This is a genomic window from Oceanospirillum sp., assembly GCF_048265165.1.
In the GTDB taxonomy this organism is placed as follows: domain Bacteria; phylum Pseudomonadota; class Gammaproteobacteria; order Pseudomonadales; family Halomonadaceae; genus Oceanospirillum.
On the sequence record NZ_JBLXCD010000002.1, the window covers coordinates 693702 to 710084 of the forward strand.

The window sequence follows — 16383 nt, forward strand, 5'->3', positions numbered from 1 at the left end:
GTCATTAGTGGCCCAGAAGTAAACTAAGTGCTGCTAGGTAAATACCAGCAGACAAAGGAGCATCGCATGAGCGCGCATGTTGCTGAGCTGAGAAACAGCCCAAAACAGGTACGCAAACCTGTCAAAATGTTTGACCGTGATCGGGTTGAAAAGTCCCTCAACGGTAAAATTACCGAAATTCCAAAAGGACTCTCTTTTGAAGAGTTCTGCGGCTTAGTTAAGAACGCTAAGTAATCCTGAATAGGTCTGTATGGGTACGAATTATCGTGCATCCTTTGGGGTGCAGTTTCAAAAGGAGTTTGTGAACTACCCGCTAGACCAAAAGAAAGCTGTCTATGAGTTTGTACAGACTTATCAGGAACATGGCCTTGGTGACTTCAGTAGGTTTCAAGGAAAGATTGCCGCAAGTTGGCGTAATGCGACTCCTGAAGATGAAGCCTACGCCAGAGAACATAACCTCTGGCATTATCACGTAGGGTTGCCGATTTATGAGCCGTCGCAATACGGTGATTACATGACGTCTGACTGACTGCTCCACTTTAAGTGGGAAAGCAACGAACACATTATCTTGGTTGATATCTTCCAGTACAGCCAAAGCAGCGGGAAATTCTACCTGCCCAGCCCTACATACTTGGCAACAGAATAAACCACCTTGCGGGGTGGTTCTTTTTCGCCTGTATATCCTAGGGTGAGGTTTTACCGATACTCACGGGGGCAGTATGAATCAGAATCGTAAAGCAGAGCTAAAGCGTCTAAAAGCCGTACAGTTTCAGAAGGCCGCTGCTAAGTTTAAAGAGGCTGTTAGGGCTGGCTCGGTTAGAATTATTAGCTGATCTCATATGCGGCCTGCAAGTCGGCTATTTTTTTAATGAGGGTTTCAAGTTGACCTTTTGCACTGCTCAGCTCATTTTCATGAGCATCATCTGAATAAAACTTATTCGTTGTTTTTAAAATTTCGATGTTGAAAATGCTTCCTTTGATGTCTCTTCTTATTGACTTTAGTTGACCTGTAATCTCTATAAGTGTTTTTCTTAATTCTTGCCTTTCAGGTCGGTTAAATTCTTTTTTTGTAAATTCTATTTCACGTATGTAACCATTTACTGCGCGTGTATAACATGTTGATAAAAATAATATTTCAGATACCTTTTGCGTTAGCTTATCTGTTTTTTTTGTAAATAAATCATAGAGTTCCAATGATTTATTATATACCTCATTAGTTAACTGAGAGAATTTTTTAAGCTTGGATAGTTGTTCATCAGCTGACAGACTTGCGATAAGAACCTCTTCCAAATCTTCTGTCCTTTCTCTGCTATGGCGGCTTTCACCCTTTTGGTGTAGATAAGATAAACCGGCGAATATCACACCTATACCCGTTAGAATTCCACCAAAGTAGCTGCCAAAGTTAGCTAAATCATTAGCATCGGTACTAAAAGAGTTGTTCCAGTAATATAGGCTTATTACCCCTATAACTAATGTGATACCAATAAAAATAGGGGCATATAGGAGCAATTTCGGCTTAATTTTGGCAGAAAACCAAACTAGAAAGTGGGCGACTCTTTTTAAAGAAGCCCTGATTACACCGGCCACATGAATCGGCGCACTCAGCACTACCCCTATCAAAATTAAGGCTGTCAGCTCATAAGGGCTTAATGCTTCCCAGATGCTCAAATCTAACCCCCTGATAAATCAGCTTTTTCCTACAAAACTTTAATCTAACCTTCCTGATCCCTTAGCCGATACGCAGGAACCAGCGAAATAGCATTTTTGCGGCAATTACCCAGTTTTGAGTTGATCCGCTTGCAGCAAATTTAAGATCGAATATTTATACGGCTAAGGCTATCACAGGAAAGGTTGATATAAAGGTACAAAAACAAAAAAGGCCCAGCTGTTTCCAGCTGGACCTTCGATGTTTGGTGGAGGTGGGGGGAGTCGAACCCCCGTCCGCCAGTCCTCTGCCATCGGCTCTACATGCTTAGTTTCGTTTTTTAGTTTAACGCTTGGCACTCCAACGAACAGGATTGCCTAGCGCGAGTCTCGAAAAGTTTTAGAAGCGCGGCCTGAGACGGACGTTGCTTCGAGCCTGTTTCGCGGGCTCATACCTCGTCTAGAAGATACAGGCATCTTCCGTCTGAGGGAGCAGCAATTAAGCTGCTAGAGCGTAGTTTTCGTCGTTTGCGACTATAAAATTGTAACGCGGTATTTACGAGATACGTTACCCTCTCGACATGCACCTCAGGGTTTGAAACCGGCGTCGAAGCCATGTCACCCCCAAAGAAGTGGGGCATTCTAACAGAATTCCCCTTTGATTGCCTAATTATAAGGCTATCTTATCCTGCGTGTTCCCGCACAATACGTTGTTTCTGGCGACCCCAGTCACGGTCTTTCTCAGTCGCGCGTTTGTCGTGCAGTTTTTTACCGGTTACCAGTGCGATCTCGCATTTTACTTTGTTATTTTTCCAGTACAGAGCGGTTGGCACACAGGTGTGACCTTTCTGCTGAATTGCTGCAAAGATTTTAGCGATCTCTTTCTTATGAAGTAAGAGCTTCCGGTTGCGGGTTGGTTCCGCAAGAACATGGGATGAAGCGCTGATTAATGGGGTAATGTGCGCGCCCATCAGCCACACTTCCCCTTTGTGCATAATGACGTAGCCCTCGGTAATCTGGACCTTGCCTGCACGGAGACTTTTTACTTCCCATCCACCCAGAGACAAGCCCGCCTCGAACTTTTCATTGATATGAAATTCGTGGCGTGCACGCTTATTCAGAGCGATGGTTGAGCTGGTTGCTTTTGCTTTCTGTTTCTTAGCCATAGATCTTATTATAAGGCTAAGAAAGGCAAAGGGCTATCAGGCGAAACCGTTAAAAATCAAAATCATGCTACAATTCTGCCTTTAAGTGGACAGTAGCTTCTGTTGCTGCCCGATTTTGCTACCGATTTGACCTGTTTGCTGTCGGCTTTTCCCCGGCAGGGTCAAGATGAAGAGAGCGAGAGCGTCATAAATGACAACGGTGACCCGAAGCGCGCTGGTTATGCATTCCGCCCGTGAGATGTATGACCTGGTAAATGATTGTGAGTCCTACCCGAAATTTCTTCCCTGGTGTGGCGGTGCTACGTTGATTGAGTCATCCGAGAGCCATATGGTCGGTAGGCTGGAGATCTCCAAGGCGGGCATTAAGCACAGCTTTACCACCCGTAATACGCTGGAGGCACCGCATCATATTCATCTGCAACTGGTGGATGGCCCTTTCAAAAAACTGGAAGGGGACTGGCGATTTGAGGCGCTGTCAGATGAGGCTTGTAAGGTCACTCTGACCATGGAGTTTGAGTTTGCCGGAAAGCTGTTAAGTATGGCTCTTGGTGGGATCTTTAATCAGGCGGCAAACACGATGGTTGAAGCATTTTGTAAGCGGGCGGACGAGGTTTATGGTCGATAATATGGATGCTAAGCAGATTCGGGTAGAAGTTGTATATGCACTACCGAATGAGCAGAAGATTATAGAGCTTTACGTTCCTGAAGGCACAACTGTACTGCAGGCAGCAGAACGCTCTGGCCTGAGCCAGCATTACCCTGAGATTGATTTAGCCACTGTTTCGCTGGGGATTTTCAGTAAACTGGTTAAAGCGCCGAAGGAGCAGGTTTTAAGGGAAAATGACCGGGTTGAGATTTACCGTCCACTTATTGCTGATCCCAAGAAAGTACGGGCCAACCGCGCCGCTAAACAGAAGAAAACCTGATCGGTTAAAGATGTGCTTACTGGAATCCTGTAAAGTCCCGGGGCTGGCTTTGTTCGCCGGCCCGGGGAGCTTATAAGTAGCCCAGTTTACTGGCTTATCGCTCAGGGTGTTTTATTGATTTCAACCAACCGGTTGTTATCAAACACCAGGCTTACTTTTTGTTGGGTGACATTATCTCTGGGATCTTTAGACCAATAGATATAGTCCCAGCGATTTGGATTGATAGTGGAGGGTGTCAGGGGATTCCCCATCACATAAACCACTTGCTCCCGGGTAAGCCCCGGCTGGAGTTGATTGATCATCTCATCGGTCATAACCTGACCTTGCTGCAGCTCCCGTTTGTAAACGCCAGGGAAAATACAGCCGGAAAGTGTGACTAACGACGAAAAGATGACTAAAATGATCAGTCTTTGCATATGAGAATATCTTTCACCTTGTTGTGCAAGTTTGGGATAATACCGGAAATAAGCACCAACTGCGAAGCGAGACGGGAAAAACATGGCAGATGAAAATCAGGAATTGAAAAAAGCAGGTCTGAAAGTAACCCTGCCACGCATTAAAATTCTTCAGCTTCTGGAGAATGCGGCTGCGCATCATATGAGTGCAGAGGATGTGTACAAGGCGTTACTGGAAGCGGGGGAAGATGTAGGTCTTGCTACTGTATACCGTGTATTGACTCAGTTTGAGTCTGCAGGCTTGGTTGTACGTCATAATTTTGATGGCGGCCATGCGGTCTTTGAGTTGGCAAAAGACGAACATCATGACCATATTGTTTGTGTCGACAGTGGTGAGGTGATTGAATTCTTTGATCCTGAGATCGAACGTCGTCAGCATGAAATTGTCGCTGAGCACGGTTACGAATTAGTGGATCACTCATTGGTTTTATATGTCCGCAAGAAAGACAGTTAATTTTTCATGCGGCACCTGAAAGCCCGTCCCCTGCAAGGGGGCGGGCTTTTTTTTGGCTATCGTAGTCGTTGGGGGAAATGAGTCGGTATCAGACCCGGTGCTTTGTTAGCGGCGAAAGCAGTAATACTGCATAGAGACTGGCACCCAGTGCTACGGCAACTAATGCCAAAACATCTGTTGTTGTTTGGACATAGCTGAGCTTTGACAGTGTTAGCGCTGGTGCAAGCAGCGCCGCGATGATACCGATGCCCGCGCTTAGCCAATAAACATAGCCAGGTACTGAGCCCTTTTTGTTTCGTCCCACCCATTGGGTGATCAGCAATAACATGACCAGCAGTAATAATAGCGGCCAGTAGGGTTTAAGGCTGTACATTACAATGGTGATGATGCCTGAAAATGTCATGGTTTAGCCTCCTATACCTGACCGTTAAGCATGGCGTAATACGCGGGTTGCAGCATCTTCTCTTTCATCACCCATACCGCCCATGATTCTTCTGTCGGATCGATAAAGGAGAAGGAGGGCATCAGTTCACCGCCATAACCAAATTCAGCCAGTATCGCTTTGCCGATGGACGTAATTAGCGGGCATGAGGTGTAGCCATCGTATTTAGCGGCTAAAGGGCGATCTGCCAGGTAAGACAGAATATTGGCTTCAGCAACCGGAGCCTGTTTTTTGACGCTGGCTGCGGTTTTGCCGAAAGGTGTGCCGATTACGTCGCCAACCCCGAAGATTTCCGGGTAGCGGCGGTGCTGCAGGCTGTATTGATCAATCTCCAGCCACTGGTGCGCCATAGGCCCTTCCTGCCAGGCAAGCACACTGTATCGGATCGCATCCGGTGCGCTCATGGGTGGGACGATGTGAATAAAGTCATAGGCTTCCTGCTGGCGTTGACCGTTTGCCGTGGTGAAGGTGGCTTCTTGTTTCTCCACGTCAATGGCGGTGAGCACACGCTGGTCATATAGATTCACATTTTGTTCCTGCCAGCGATTCAGAACAAAATCGTTGTACACAGGGACAGAGAAAACCTTGTTTTGGAACGGTGTAAAGAAGTCGACCTGAAAAGCATCCCGTTTGCCGGTATCCTCAAGACGGGACAGCGTGGTGAAGATCATTTTCAGCGGTGCACCGGCACATTTGATCGGGGTGTCGCTCAGGGTGAAGAGCGCCCGGCCTTCTCCTGCACTGATCAGGGATTCAATCTGCCGGTTAGTGGCTGTAGCACCTTCGGCGCTGGCGTAGACGCTGCCAATACCCTTTTGCCCAACCAGATCCGGGCTCATCCCTTCAATCTCAGAGTAGTTCAGCTGACAGCCGGTAGCGATCACCAGCAGGTCATACTCCAGAGTCTGACCATCTTCAAGTCTGACGGCACGTTTAGCCGGAAAGAGCTCTGCCACATCTGATGGGATCCAGCTTATCTCAGAAGGCAGCCAGTTACGGGTTGGCGTGGCGACTTGCTCTGTTTGCCAAAGGCCGGAGGCGATCAGGGTATAGCCTGGCTGGTAGTAGTGTTGCGGGCGTTTACCGACGATGGTGATGCTGGCACCGGACAGGGCGTTATTCAGGCGGTTGGCCATAGCAGTCCCGGCGGCCCCCGCTCCTAAAATCAGAATGCGGGCCTGGGTTTTCTGTCGGGCAAAAGCGATACCAAAGGGCAGAACCGAAGCTGCAGCCCCGCCTATTCCCCATTTGATAAATTGCCGACGTCCGGGATTGTAGCTGGGGTGTTTCAATGGGGGCATTTGAGCTCCTCCGTTGACGTTCATATTTTATTTAGTTATATCTTTATTAGAATTAGTTTTAATAAGCTTAGATTATGGATGCTTGATGTGAAATCTCAAGTTTTCCGCCTAGTCATTTTGTCGCACCCGTCAGATAGACAGGGGCGACTCAGAAAAGCAAAGAGGTTTTCAGGTGAAAAAACGAATGATGGTTTTGGCTCTGATCTCATCGTCTCTGATGTTTTGCGGAGCACTGTGGGCATCTGAGCTGGGAGTAACGCCCGTGCAGGCGTATGAGATGAACAAAGATGGGCAGGCACCGGTGTTGCTGGTTGATGTACGTGATCCGGTAGAGATTATGTTTGTTGGCTTTACCGATGAGGTGGATCTGAATATTCCCTTTCTGATGGTGGATCGCCAAGAGTGGGATGAGAAGAAAAACCGTTTTCGCCTTTACCGTAATCCTGATTTTGTAGAGCAGATTGAACAGGCGCTTAAGGCGAGGGGGCTGGATAAAACAGCGACAATTATCACGATGTGCCGTTCCGGTAGTGAACGAGGTTTGCCAAGTGCGCAATATCTAAGAGATCAGGGGTTTAAAAATGCCCGCTATGTGATTAATGGTTTTCAGGGTGGTTCGCTGAAAGCCGGTGAGCACAAGGGTATGCGGATTAAAAATGGCTGGCAAAACTCAGGCCTGCCTTGGGGCGCAAAACCTAATCCGGATAAAATATATCGGGCAGATAAGAGACAGCCCTGACTTATTTTTATTACTTTTATAAAAGCTGCCCGGCGGGTCAGACCTGTGTCTTCTCTTTGCTGGTGGACAGCATCTCGGCGGCGTGAGCCAGAGTTTGTTCGGTAAGATCTACACCTCCCAGCATACGGGCCAGCTCTGTTACTCTGTCCTGATCGGTCAGCCAGTTCATCTGAGACTTCGTGGTGTCTTTTGTGCTGTGCTTGCTGATATGCAGGTGCTGATCACCCTGGGCAGCGACCTGTGGCAGGTGGGTTACCGACAGAATTTGACCCTTTTTTGCCAGGTTGTGCAGGAGTTTGCCGACAATTTCCGCTGTACCACCGCTGATGCCCACATCCACTTCATCGAACACCAGTGTTGGAATGGTTGACGTTTGGGCGGTGACCACCTGTATTGCCAGGCTGATACGGGACAGCTCGCCGCCGGAAGCGATCTTGACCATGGGCTTTGCAGGTTGGCCCGGATTGGTGCTGATCATAAATTCCACATCATCTGTGCCGGTGGGTTGGAACTGCTCACTGTTTTTGATCGAAACTTCAAAGTGAGCATTGCTCATGCCCAGCTGAGCCAGTTGTTCGTTGATGTTCTTATTCAGCTTCCGGGCAAATTGTTGACGCTTCTGGTTGAGTTTTGCAGCATGCTCTCGGTATTGATGGGTGAGCTGATCCAGTTGTTCTGCAAGTTGATCGATGTTTTGGGGGCCGCTCTCGATATTGTCCAGTTCTGCTCTCAGGGTCAGGCTGTGGCTGTATAATTCTTCTGGGGTAATGTGGTGCTTGCGAGCCAGTTGATAAATGGAGGAGAGGCGCTCTTCCACAAACTGCAGGCGCTCCGGGTCCAACTCGCAGCGTTCAATAAAGTAGCTGAGCTCCCTGGATGCTTCCTCAACCTGAATTAGGGCATCATTGAGCATTTGGGCAACATTAGTCAGCTGCGGGTCCTGTGAGGGGATCTGTCCCAGACGTTGACAGGCATGATTTAATGCCTGACGGGCGCCACCATCATCGCCATCACAGAGATCAAGGGTCGCCTGACCCTCAGAGATCAGTGTTTCAGCATTGGCCAGTGCCTGTTGCTCATTTTCAAGCCCCTGAAGTTCGCCTTCCTCAAGCCCCAGTTGCTCCAGTTCTTCAACCTGATAGCGCAACAGCTCAAGGCGAGCCTGTTGCTCGCTGTCCTGGGCTTTCAGTTGTTCAAGCTGTTTGCGTACCTGTTGCCAGTCTTTATACAGAGAGCGCTGCCGGGTGACGTTTTTTTCCAGATGCCCGAACTCATCCAGTAGGACCAGATGAGTCTCCTTGCGCAATAGTGACTGGTGCTCATGCTGGCCATGAATATCGATCAGATGACTGCCGAGTTGTTTCAGTAGTTGAGCTGAACATGGCTGACCGTTAATCCAGGCTTTGGAGCGGCCGTTCGAATGAATAATGCGGCGAAGTACGCATTCACACGCGTGCTCTTCATCGGTGAGCTCCTGTTCCTGTAGCCAGTGTTGAGCTTGCGGCAGAGCTGTAATATCAAAGTGGGCGTGAATTTCAGCTTTTGATGCGCTGTGCCGCACGCTGTCAGCGTCTGCTCGGTCACCTAATGCCAAGCCCAGGGCATCCAGCAGGATCGATTTACCAGCACCGGTTTCACCTGTGATTACGGTCATGCCTGAGGGCAGATCGAGCTCCAAGTGTTCTACTATAGCCAGATTATTGATCGCCAAATAGGTCAGCATCAGTGCATCCTCGTGCCGGCTGCTTACGCCGGATTCATAGATAAAGCCGCATTAGTTGGGGTGTTCAGTCCGTGATCATCGCTTAAAGGATTGATCATGGCTATTTATACAGTATTTTTACTGTAAGGGGCAAACATTGACATCAGGAGGGTGGCAGCTTATTTCTCCTCTGTCTCTGAGAGTCTGCCCCAGAAAGCATTTTTTAATCAAATGCTGCATTTCTGGGGAATTAGCCCGGTATAAGGGTTGAAAAAAAATGGGCCAACCCAATATAGCTCAGCAATTGGTGATAACAGATCTGAAGTGAGAGAAACTGACGCAATGACAACTGAAGAGCAGAAAAAGACCGCACAGGACGAGCTGGATCAGGCTCAGCAGACTGCCGAAGATGCGCAGGCTACCCCGGAAAATCTTATTGAAGGTGATGTGGTAGATGCTACCGCAGAAGCTGATACCAACGAGGTTGCAGCCCTTGAGGAACAGCTTGCGCAGGCTAAAGATCAGGTACTGCGTGCTCATGCTGATGCTCAGAACGCCCGTCGTCGTGCTGAACAGGATGTGGAAAAAGCACATAAGTTCGCACTGGAAAAGTTTACTAAAGAATTGCTACCCGTTATCGACAGTCTGGAGCGTGCCATTGAGGCTTTCGACCAGAACGATGCCCCTGCGGCACTTCGGGAAGGTGTAGAGATGACGCTGAGTATGTTTGTCAGCACTCTGGACAAGTTCAATGTGGAGCCCGTTAATCCACAAGGTGAACCCTTTGACCCTCAGTTCCATGAAGCGATGTCGATGGTGCCTAACCCTGAGGTGGAGCCAAATACTGTAATTGCGGTTATGCAGAAAGGCTACCTGCTGAATGGCCGCTTGGTTCGCCCTGCGATGGTGATGGTTTCCAAGGCGGCGTAGTGTCGGAATAAATGTAAGAAAATTAATCTGCAGGCCTTGAAAGAAATCGCAAAGGCCGCATATAGCAGTTAAATGCAAAGAAAAGTGGCGAAAAGCGCAGCTAAAGCCGCTAAGTCTACAGAATTAGATTGAAAGACCGGAGAATATTATGGGCCGCATTATCGGTATCGACTTAGGTACAACCAACTCTTGTGTTGCTGTAATGGATGGCGAAAAAGCCAAGGTGATTGAGAACGCTGAAGGCGATCGCACCACCCCATCAATTATCGCTTTCACTGAAGACAACGAAACACTGGTAGGCCAGTCTGCCAAACGTCAGGCAGTGACAAACCCGAATAATACTCTGTTTGCGGTTAAGCGCCTGATTGGCCGTCGGTTTGAAGATGATGTTGTACAGAAAGACATCAAAATGGTGCCTTATACCATCTCTAAAGCTGACAATGGCGATGCCTGGGTTGAGGTAAAAGGCGACAAGAAAGCACCGCCTCAAATCTCTGCAGAAGTTCTGAAGAAAATGAAGAAAACTGCAGAAGACTATCTGGGTGAAGAAGTAACTGAAGCTGTTATTACGGTTCCTGCATACTTCAACGACTCCCAGCGTCAGGCTACTAAAGATGCCGGTAAGATTGCCGGTCTGGAAGTTAAGCGGATCATCAATGAGCCAACCGCTGCTGCTCTGGCATACGGTATGGACAAAGCCCGTGGCGACCGTACTGTAGCGGTATACGATCTGGGTGGTGGTACGTTTGATATCTCTATCATTGAGATCGCAGAAGTCGACGGCGAGCACCAGTTTGAAGTGCTGGCGACTAACGGTGACACCTTCCTGGGTGGTGAGGATTTCGATCTGGCGGTGATCAACTACCTGGCAGACGAATTCAAGAAAGAGTCCGGTATCGATCTGCATAATGATCCTCTGGCTCTGCAGCGTTTGAAAGAAGCAGGCGAGAAAGCGAAGATCGAACTTTCTACCAGTCAGCAAAGTGATGTGAACCTACCGTATATTACGGCTGATGCAACAGGTCCTAAACACTTAAACGTTAAACTGACCCGTGCGAAACTGGAGTCTTTGGTAGAAGATCTGGTTCAGCGCTCTCTGGCACCGTGTGAAATCGCTCTGAAAGATGCGGGCCTGTCCACGTCTGAAATTGATGATGTGATCCTGGTAGGCGGTCAGACCCGTATGCCTCAGGTGCAGGCGAAAGTTGCTGAGTTCTTCGGCAAAGAGCCACGTAAAGATGTTAACCCTGACGAAGCGGTAGCAATCGGTGCTTCAATTCAGGGTGGTGTACTGGCCGGTGACGTGAAAGACGTGCTGCTGCTGGACGTAACACCTCTAACGCTGGGTATCGAAACCATGGGTGGCGTTGCGACCCCTGTTATCGATAAAAACACCACGATTCCGACTAAGAAATCTCAGGTGTTCTCGACTGCAGACGACAATCAGACCGCTGTAACTATTCACGTGGTGCAGGGTGAACGTAAGCAGGCGACTCAGAACAAATCTCTGGGCCGTTTCGATCTGGCGGATATTCCACCGGCTCCACGTGGTGTGCCTCAGGTTGAAGTTACTTTCGACATCGACGCGAACGGTATTCTGAATGTTAGCGCGAAAGACAAGGCGACCGGTAAAGAGCAGTCCATTGTGATTAAGGCTTCTTCTGGTCTGTCGGATGACGAAGTAGATCAAATGGTTCAGGATGCGGAAGCAAACGCTGAAGCAGATAAGAAGTTTGAAGAACTGGTGCAAACCCGTAATCAGGGTGACACCATGCTGCATGCTACTAAGAAAACCTTAGAGGAAGCTGGCGACAAGGCGACAGCTGAAGAGAAAGAGAAGATCGAAGCGGCGATTAAAGATCTGGAAGAAGCACTGAAAGGTGATGATGCGGACGATATCAAAGCTAAGACTAATGCTCTGACGGAAGCTTCCGGTGAGCTGGCTCAAAAGCTCTACGCTGAGCAGGCTGCTGAAGCCCAGCAGGGTGAAGGTGGCGAGCAGGCTGCTGACCAGGGTTCTGCTAAAGCAGATGATGTGGTTGACGCTGAGTTCGAAGAAGTTAAAGACGACAAAAAATAAGTCGTTTTAAGCTAAGGAATGTAAGAACGCGGGAGACTCTCCCGCGTTCTTGTATCCGAACCTTTTTCAGCTCCCTTTCCTCTTTCATAACCTATGGTTAGCTAGCAATGTCAAAACGTGATTACTACGAGATTCTGGGTGTTTCCAAGGATGACGACGAAAAAGCCATTAAAAAGGCTTATCGTCGCTTGGCGATGAAATATCATCCGGACCGTAACCCGGATGACGAAGAAGCGGCGGAGAAATTTCGTGAAGCGACTGAGGCTTACGATGTTCTGACGACCCCGGAAAAACGTTCAGCTTATGACCAGTATGGCCATGCCGGTGTTGATGGTCAGGCAGGCTACGGCGGAGGTGGTTTCGGTGGCGGCGGTGCCGGTGGTTTTGGTGATATTTTCGGTGACGTATTCGGTGATATTTTTGGTGGTGGCGGTGGCCGTCATGATCCGAGTGCACCTCAGCGTGGATCTGACCTGAGGTATCGCCTGGACCTGAATCTGGAAGAAGCTGTACATGGCACAACGGTCAGCATTAAAGTGCCGACACTGGTCGAGTGCGATAGCTGTCATGGTTCCGGCTCTGCAGACGGTTCTGCTCCTGTGACCTGTTCCACCTGTGGTGGTCATGGTCAGGTGCGTATGCAGCAGGGTTTCTTCTCTGTGCAGCAGACTTGTCCGAGCTGTCATGGTCGGGGTACTGAAATTAAGAACCCTTGCCGCAAGTGTCATGGTGATGGTCGCATCCAAGAGCAGAAGACCCTGTCCGTTAAGATTCCGCCAGGTGTTGATACCGGTGATCGCATTCGCCTTTCCGGTGAGGGTGAAGCGGGTGCCAATGGTGGGCCTGCCGGTGATCTTTATGTTCAGGTTAGTGTGCGTCAGCATGAGATTTTTGAGCGTGATGGCCGAGACCTGTACTGTGAAGTGCCGGTTTCCTTTGTGGATGCTGCTCTTGGTGGTGAGCTTGAGGTGCCGACTCTGGATGGTCGCGTTAAGCTGAAGATTCCGGCGGAAACTCAGACAGGTAAGCTGTTCCGGTTACGGGGTAAAGGCGTTAAGCCTGTTCGTGGTGGTGCGCAGGGTGATCTGTTATGTAAGGTTCTGGTGGAAACGCCGGTGGATCTTACGGACCGCCAGAAAGAGCTGCTGCGTGAGTTCAAGGAAAGCATGGAAGATACCCAGGGCCGTCATTCACCAAAAACCAACAGCTGGTTTGATTCGGTGAAAAAGTTCTTTGAAGACTTTAAGAACTAAGCGTTAAAATCAGGCTAAGCAGGAAGCATTGTTCGTAGTGATAGTTTTGTATCATTGTGGACAGCTTCCTGTTTTTATTTCTGTATTATCTTTTGGTATTTGTTTTCTCCCCCCGGTTAAGGGGTATCTGACTTGAGGTGAGTTATGGCACCTGTTCAACTGGATTCACAGGCCTTATGGCGTGAGATCCAAGAGGAAGCCCGCCTGGAAGCTGAGCGGGAGCCGTTCCTGGCAAGTTATTTTCACAGTACCATCATTGGGCATAATGATCTTGCCGGCGCGTTATCCTATCTGTTGGCGATGAAGCTTGGCGATGATGTCCTGTCCGCTGTCAGTGTTCGTGAGCTGATCGAAGAGGCCTTCGAAAGTGAGTGCCAGATTATTCGTTCAACCTGTCAGGATATTGTGGCGGTTCGTGAACGCGATCCGGCAATTACTAAGCTTTCTACTGTATTGCTCTATCTGAAGGGCTTTCATGCGTTGCAGGCTTATCGCGTAGCGCACTGTATGTGGTGCCATGGCCGTCGCTCTATGGCGCTTTATCTGCAGAGTCGCATCAGTCAGGTATTTCAGGTTGATATTCATCCGGCGGCTAAAATCGGACGCGGCGTAATGTTTGATCATGCAACCGGTATCGTGATCGGTGAAACCTGTGTGATCGAAGATGATGTTTCTATTTTGCAGAATGTCACCTTGGGTGGAACCGGTAAAGATTGTGGTGATCGTCATCCTAAAATTCGTGAAGGCGTCCTGATTGCGGCAGGAGCCAAGATCTTCGGTAATATTGAGATCGGTGCCGGTGCCAAAGTCGGTGGCGGCTCTGTGGTGCTGGAAGATGTACCGCCGCACACAACGGTTGTGGGCGTGCCGGCGAAAATTGTGGGCAGCTCAGGCTGCGAGAAACCTGCGCTGGATATGAATCAGCAAATCTCTAATTCCGAATAGCCACGTAAGCTGCTTTATTAAGCGTTTTATCAAGAGAAGTATAAAAGGATATCAAGATGATTAAAGTAGCCGTAATCGGTGCCGCAGGTCGTATGGGTAAAACCAATATTGAAGCGATCACACAAGCTGAAGGCGTTACGCTGGGTGCCGCTATTGTCGAGTCGGATAGCAGTCTGATCGGTGTTGATGCCGGTGAAATGGCGGGTGTTGGTAAGCTTGGGGTATCGGTTGTTGGTTCTCTTGAGGCCGCGAAGGATGACTTCGATGTCCTGATCGATTTTACCGCACCCCAGGTTACCCTGGCTAACCTGGCCTTCTGTGCTGAGCATGACAAAAAGATTGTTATTGGTACGACAGGGCTGAACGAGCAGGAGAAGGCTGAGCTGGAATCCTTTGCTGATAAAGTAGCGATCATGTTTGCACCTAACATGAGTGTGGGCGTGAATGTCACTTTGAAATTGTTGGAAATGGCGGCCAGTGTGTTGGGTGATGATTATGATGTGGAGATTATCGAGGCCCACCATCGTCATAAGGTAGACTCGCCATCCGGCACGGCACTTTGTATGGGTGAGGCCGTAGCTGATGCCTTGGGTCGTGACCTGAAAGAGTGCGCCGTGTATGGTCGTGAAGGCCAGATTGGCCCGCGTACGCAAAAAGAGATCGGTTTTGAAACGATTCGTGCCGGTGATGTGGTTGGAGATCACACGGTTCTGTTTGCTACTGAAGGTGAGCGAGTAGAGATTACTCATAAAGCCTCCAGTCGTATGACGTTTGCTAAGGGTGCTGTTCGTGCCTGTAACTGGCTGGCCAATAAAGAAAAGGGCCTGTTTGATATGCAGGATGTGCTGAGCCTGAAGTAAAGTTTGGTTCAGTGTGAACTGGCTGCAGCCCCTATGTTTTCAGGCTTCCTGAAAAATAAGGCAAAGGAAGTCATGGACGCGGCGGGCGAAATTGCCTAAAATATGGCGGATTACTGGCCAGACTCAGGGCCAAATCACACCAAATTATAAAAAAGCGGGATGGAACTATGTTTCATCTCGCTTTTTTGCAGCTGTAGGTCGAGGTTTTGCAGTAATAACCTTTACAGTGCAGAGCTTATCAGATCAGAATCGCGCGACGGGAGGAGGTTGACTTGAACAGACCAGCCATATTGGCCCTTGAAGACGGAAGTGTATTTCAGGGTGTGGCCATTGGTAATGATGGCATCACCAGTGGTGAGGTGGTATTTAACACCTCAATGACCGGATATCAGGAAATCCTGACGGATCCATCCTATACCAAACAGATTGTTACCCTCACGTATCCTCACATTGGCAACACGGGCACGAACAGCGAAGATGTTGAGTCTGATAGTGTTTGTGCTTCTGGCCTTATTATTCGTGATCTGCCTCTGCTGGCCAGCAGCTTCCGCAACCAGAAATCACTGGATGACTACCTGAAAGAGAACGGCATTGTTGCGATAGCTGATATTGATACCCGCCGCCTGACCCGGATTCTTCGTGAAAAAGGCTCACTGCGTGGTGCTATCGTTGCCGGAAGTGATGTTTCTGAAGCACAGGCTCTGGAAGCGGCTAAGGCGTTTCCTGGTCTGAAGGGCATGGATCTGGCCAAAGAAGTGACTACCCGTCAGTCATACCGCTGGAACCAGTCAAGCTGGGAACTGGGCAAGGGTTATGCTCATCGCGATGACAGCGATCTACCTATGCATGTGGTGGCCTATGACTACGGTGTGAAATACAACATTTTGCGTATGTTGGTTGAGCGCGGCTGCCAACTGACCGTTGTTCCGGCACAAACTCCTGCGAGTGAGGTTTTGGCACTTAATCCGGATGGTGTTTTCCTGTCCAACGGCCCCGGTGATCCGGAGCCATGTGATTACGCCATCACAGCGATTAAAGAGCTTCTGGAAACCGATATTCCTGTATTTGGCATCTGTCTGGGCCACCAGCTGCTGGCGCTGGCCAGTGGTGCGAAAACTGAAAAAATGAAGTTCGGTCACCACGGTGCCAACCATCCGGTGCAGAGTCTGGACGACAAAACGGTCATGATCACCAGTCAGAACCACGGTTTTGCGGTTGACGAAAGCAGCTTGCCAGGCAATCTGCGTACGACGCACAAATCGCTTTTTGATGGTTCTCTGCAAGGTATTGAGCGTACCGATAAGAAAGCGTTCAGCTTCCAGGGGCACCCTGAAGCAAGCCCCGGCCCACGCGATGTAGCACCTCTGTTCGATCGTTTTATCGATAACATCAAGGACTATGTGGAAAAGCGCGGTTAACAGTATTTGATGCGACCCGGTTAGCCGGGTTCATGATGCTGAACTGATACCAACCGAATTTTTAGTGT

18 protein-coding genes and 1 other RNA gene are annotated in these 16383 nt (G+C 49.0%); 12 read left to right on the top strand and 7 right to left on the bottom strand.

From position 1 onward, the window contains the following. The first annotated feature begins 66 nt into the window (after positions 1 to 66). Positions 67 to 234, top strand: a complete 168-nt coding sequence (locus ACN0R8_RS06680) for a hypothetical protein (protein WP_417596292.1) — start codon at positions 67 to 69, stop codon at positions 232 to 234. 67 nt (positions 235 to 301) lie between these two features. Next, positions 302 to 529, top strand: coding sequence for a hypothetical protein (locus ACN0R8_RS06685; RefSeq protein WP_417596294.1), 228 nt, complete (start codon positions 302 to 304; stop codon positions 527 to 529). Positions 530 to 825: 296 nt separating this feature from the next. Here the strand turns inward: ACN0R8_RS06685 and ACN0R8_RS06690 are convergent, their stop codons facing one another. From ACN0R8_RS06690 to smpB, 3 genes are all read right to left on the bottom strand, one after another. Then, positions 826 to 1668 carry a hypothetical protein gene (locus ACN0R8_RS06690; protein WP_417596296.1) on the bottom strand — a complete coding sequence of 281 codons (843 nt, stop codon included), beginning with the start codon at positions 1666 to 1668 and terminating at the stop codon, positions 826 to 828. Positions 1669 to 1911: 243 nt separating this feature from the next. Further along, positions 1912 to 2270: a transfer-messenger RNA gene (gene ssrA, locus ACN0R8_RS06695) on the bottom strand. 57 nt (positions 2271 to 2327) lie between these two features. After that, a complete protein-coding gene (gene smpB / locus ACN0R8_RS06700; protein WP_078320553.1) occupies positions 2328 to 2810 on the bottom strand; it encodes an SsrA-binding protein SmpB in 483 nt (160 codons plus the stop codon). Positions 2811 to 3000: 190 nt separating this feature from the next. Between smpB and ACN0R8_RS06705 the strand changes: the two genes are divergently transcribed. Both ACN0R8_RS06705 and ACN0R8_RS06710 read left to right on the top strand, forming a co-directional pair. Continuing rightward, on the top strand, positions 3001 to 3435 hold the full coding sequence (locus ACN0R8_RS06705) for a type II toxin-antitoxin system RatA family toxin (RefSeq protein WP_417596298.1): 435 nt from the start codon (positions 3001 to 3003) through the stop codon (positions 3433 to 3435). After that, a complete protein-coding gene (locus ACN0R8_RS06710) occupies positions 3425 to 3736 on the top strand; it encodes an RnfH family protein (protein ID WP_417596300.1) in 312 nt (103 codons plus the stop codon). The genes ACN0R8_RS06705 and ACN0R8_RS06710 overlap by 11 nt, the downstream gene beginning before the upstream one ends. Positions 3737 to 3837: 101 nt before the next feature. Here ACN0R8_RS06710 and ACN0R8_RS06715 read toward each other — a convergent pair whose 3' ends face one another. Further along, on the bottom strand, positions 3838 to 4152 hold the full coding sequence (locus ACN0R8_RS06715; protein ID WP_160055243.1) for an outer membrane protein assembly factor BamE: 315 nt from the start codon (positions 4150 to 4152) through the stop codon (positions 3838 to 3840). An 82-nt stretch (positions 4153 to 4234) separates the two neighbouring features. Here ACN0R8_RS06715 and fur point away from each other — a divergent pair, with 82 nt between their 5' ends. Then, positions 4235 to 4645, top strand: a complete 411-nt coding sequence (fur, locus tag ACN0R8_RS06720) for a ferric iron uptake transcriptional regulator (protein WP_078320557.1) — start codon at positions 4235 to 4237, stop codon at positions 4643 to 4645. 88 nt (positions 4646 to 4733) lie between these two features. On the opposite strand, the gene ACN0R8_RS06725 is transcribed toward fur, so the two are convergent. Together ACN0R8_RS06725 and ACN0R8_RS06730 are read right to left on the bottom strand one after the other, a co-directional pair. Beyond that, complete coding sequence (locus ACN0R8_RS06725) at positions 4734 to 5048, bottom strand: hypothetical protein (RefSeq protein ID WP_417596303.1); 315 nt, start codon at positions 5046 to 5048, stop codon at positions 4734 to 4736. Positions 5049 to 5059: 11 nt separating this feature from the next. Beyond that, positions 5060 to 6388, bottom strand: a complete 1329-nt coding sequence (locus tag ACN0R8_RS06730; protein WP_417596305.1) for an NAD(P)/FAD-dependent oxidoreductase — start codon at positions 6386 to 6388, stop codon at positions 5060 to 5062. 172 nt (positions 6389 to 6560) lie between these two features. Here ACN0R8_RS06730 and ACN0R8_RS06735 point away from each other — a divergent pair, with 172 nt between their 5' ends. Further along, complete coding sequence (locus ACN0R8_RS06735; protein ID WP_417596307.1) at positions 6561 to 7127, top strand: rhodanese-like domain-containing protein; 567 nt, start codon at positions 6561 to 6563, stop codon at positions 7125 to 7127. A gap of 37 nt (positions 7128 to 7164) precedes the next feature. On the opposite strand, the gene recN is transcribed toward ACN0R8_RS06735, so the two are convergent. Next, a complete protein-coding gene (gene recN / locus ACN0R8_RS06740) occupies positions 7165 to 8850 on the bottom strand; it encodes a DNA repair protein RecN (RefSeq protein ID WP_417596309.1) in 1686 nt (561 codons plus the stop codon). 321 nt (positions 8851 to 9171) lie between these two features. Here recN and grpE point away from each other — a divergent pair, with 321 nt between their 5' ends. The 6 genes from grpE (at position 9172) to carA (ending at position 16315) form a co-directional block, all read left to right on the top strand. Then, a complete protein-coding gene (grpE, locus tag ACN0R8_RS06745; RefSeq protein ID WP_417596311.1) occupies positions 9172 to 9759 on the top strand; it encodes a nucleotide exchange factor GrpE in 588 nt (195 codons plus the stop codon). A 148-nt stretch (positions 9760 to 9907) separates the two neighbouring features. After that, a complete protein-coding gene (gene dnaK / locus ACN0R8_RS06750; protein WP_417596313.1) occupies positions 9908 to 11839 on the top strand; it encodes a molecular chaperone DnaK in 1932 nt (643 codons plus the stop codon). A gap of 107 nt (positions 11840 to 11946) precedes the next feature. After that, the gene (gene dnaJ / locus ACN0R8_RS06755) at positions 11947 to 13092 is read left to right on the top strand and encodes a molecular chaperone DnaJ (protein ID WP_417596315.1); all 1146 of its coding nucleotides are present in this window, start codon (positions 11947 to 11949) and stop codon (positions 13090 to 13092) included. 144 nt (positions 13093 to 13236) lie between these two features. Then, positions 13237 to 14037 (top strand): serine O-acetyltransferase, encoded by an 801-nt coding sequence (gene cysE, locus ACN0R8_RS06760; RefSeq protein WP_417596317.1) that lies wholly within the window; start codon positions 13237 to 13239, stop codon positions 14035 to 14037. Positions 14038 to 14093: 56 nt separating this feature from the next. Beyond that, on the top strand, positions 14094 to 14897 hold the full coding sequence (gene dapB, locus ACN0R8_RS06765) for a 4-hydroxy-tetrahydrodipicolinate reductase (RefSeq protein WP_417596319.1): 804 nt from the start codon (positions 14094 to 14096) through the stop codon (positions 14895 to 14897). 272 nt (positions 14898 to 15169) lie between these two features. Next, complete coding sequence (carA, locus tag ACN0R8_RS06770) at positions 15170 to 16315, top strand: glutamine-hydrolyzing carbamoyl-phosphate synthase small subunit (protein ID WP_417596321.1); 1146 nt, start codon at positions 15170 to 15172, stop codon at positions 16313 to 16315. Positions 16316 to 16383: the final 68 nt, after the last annotated feature.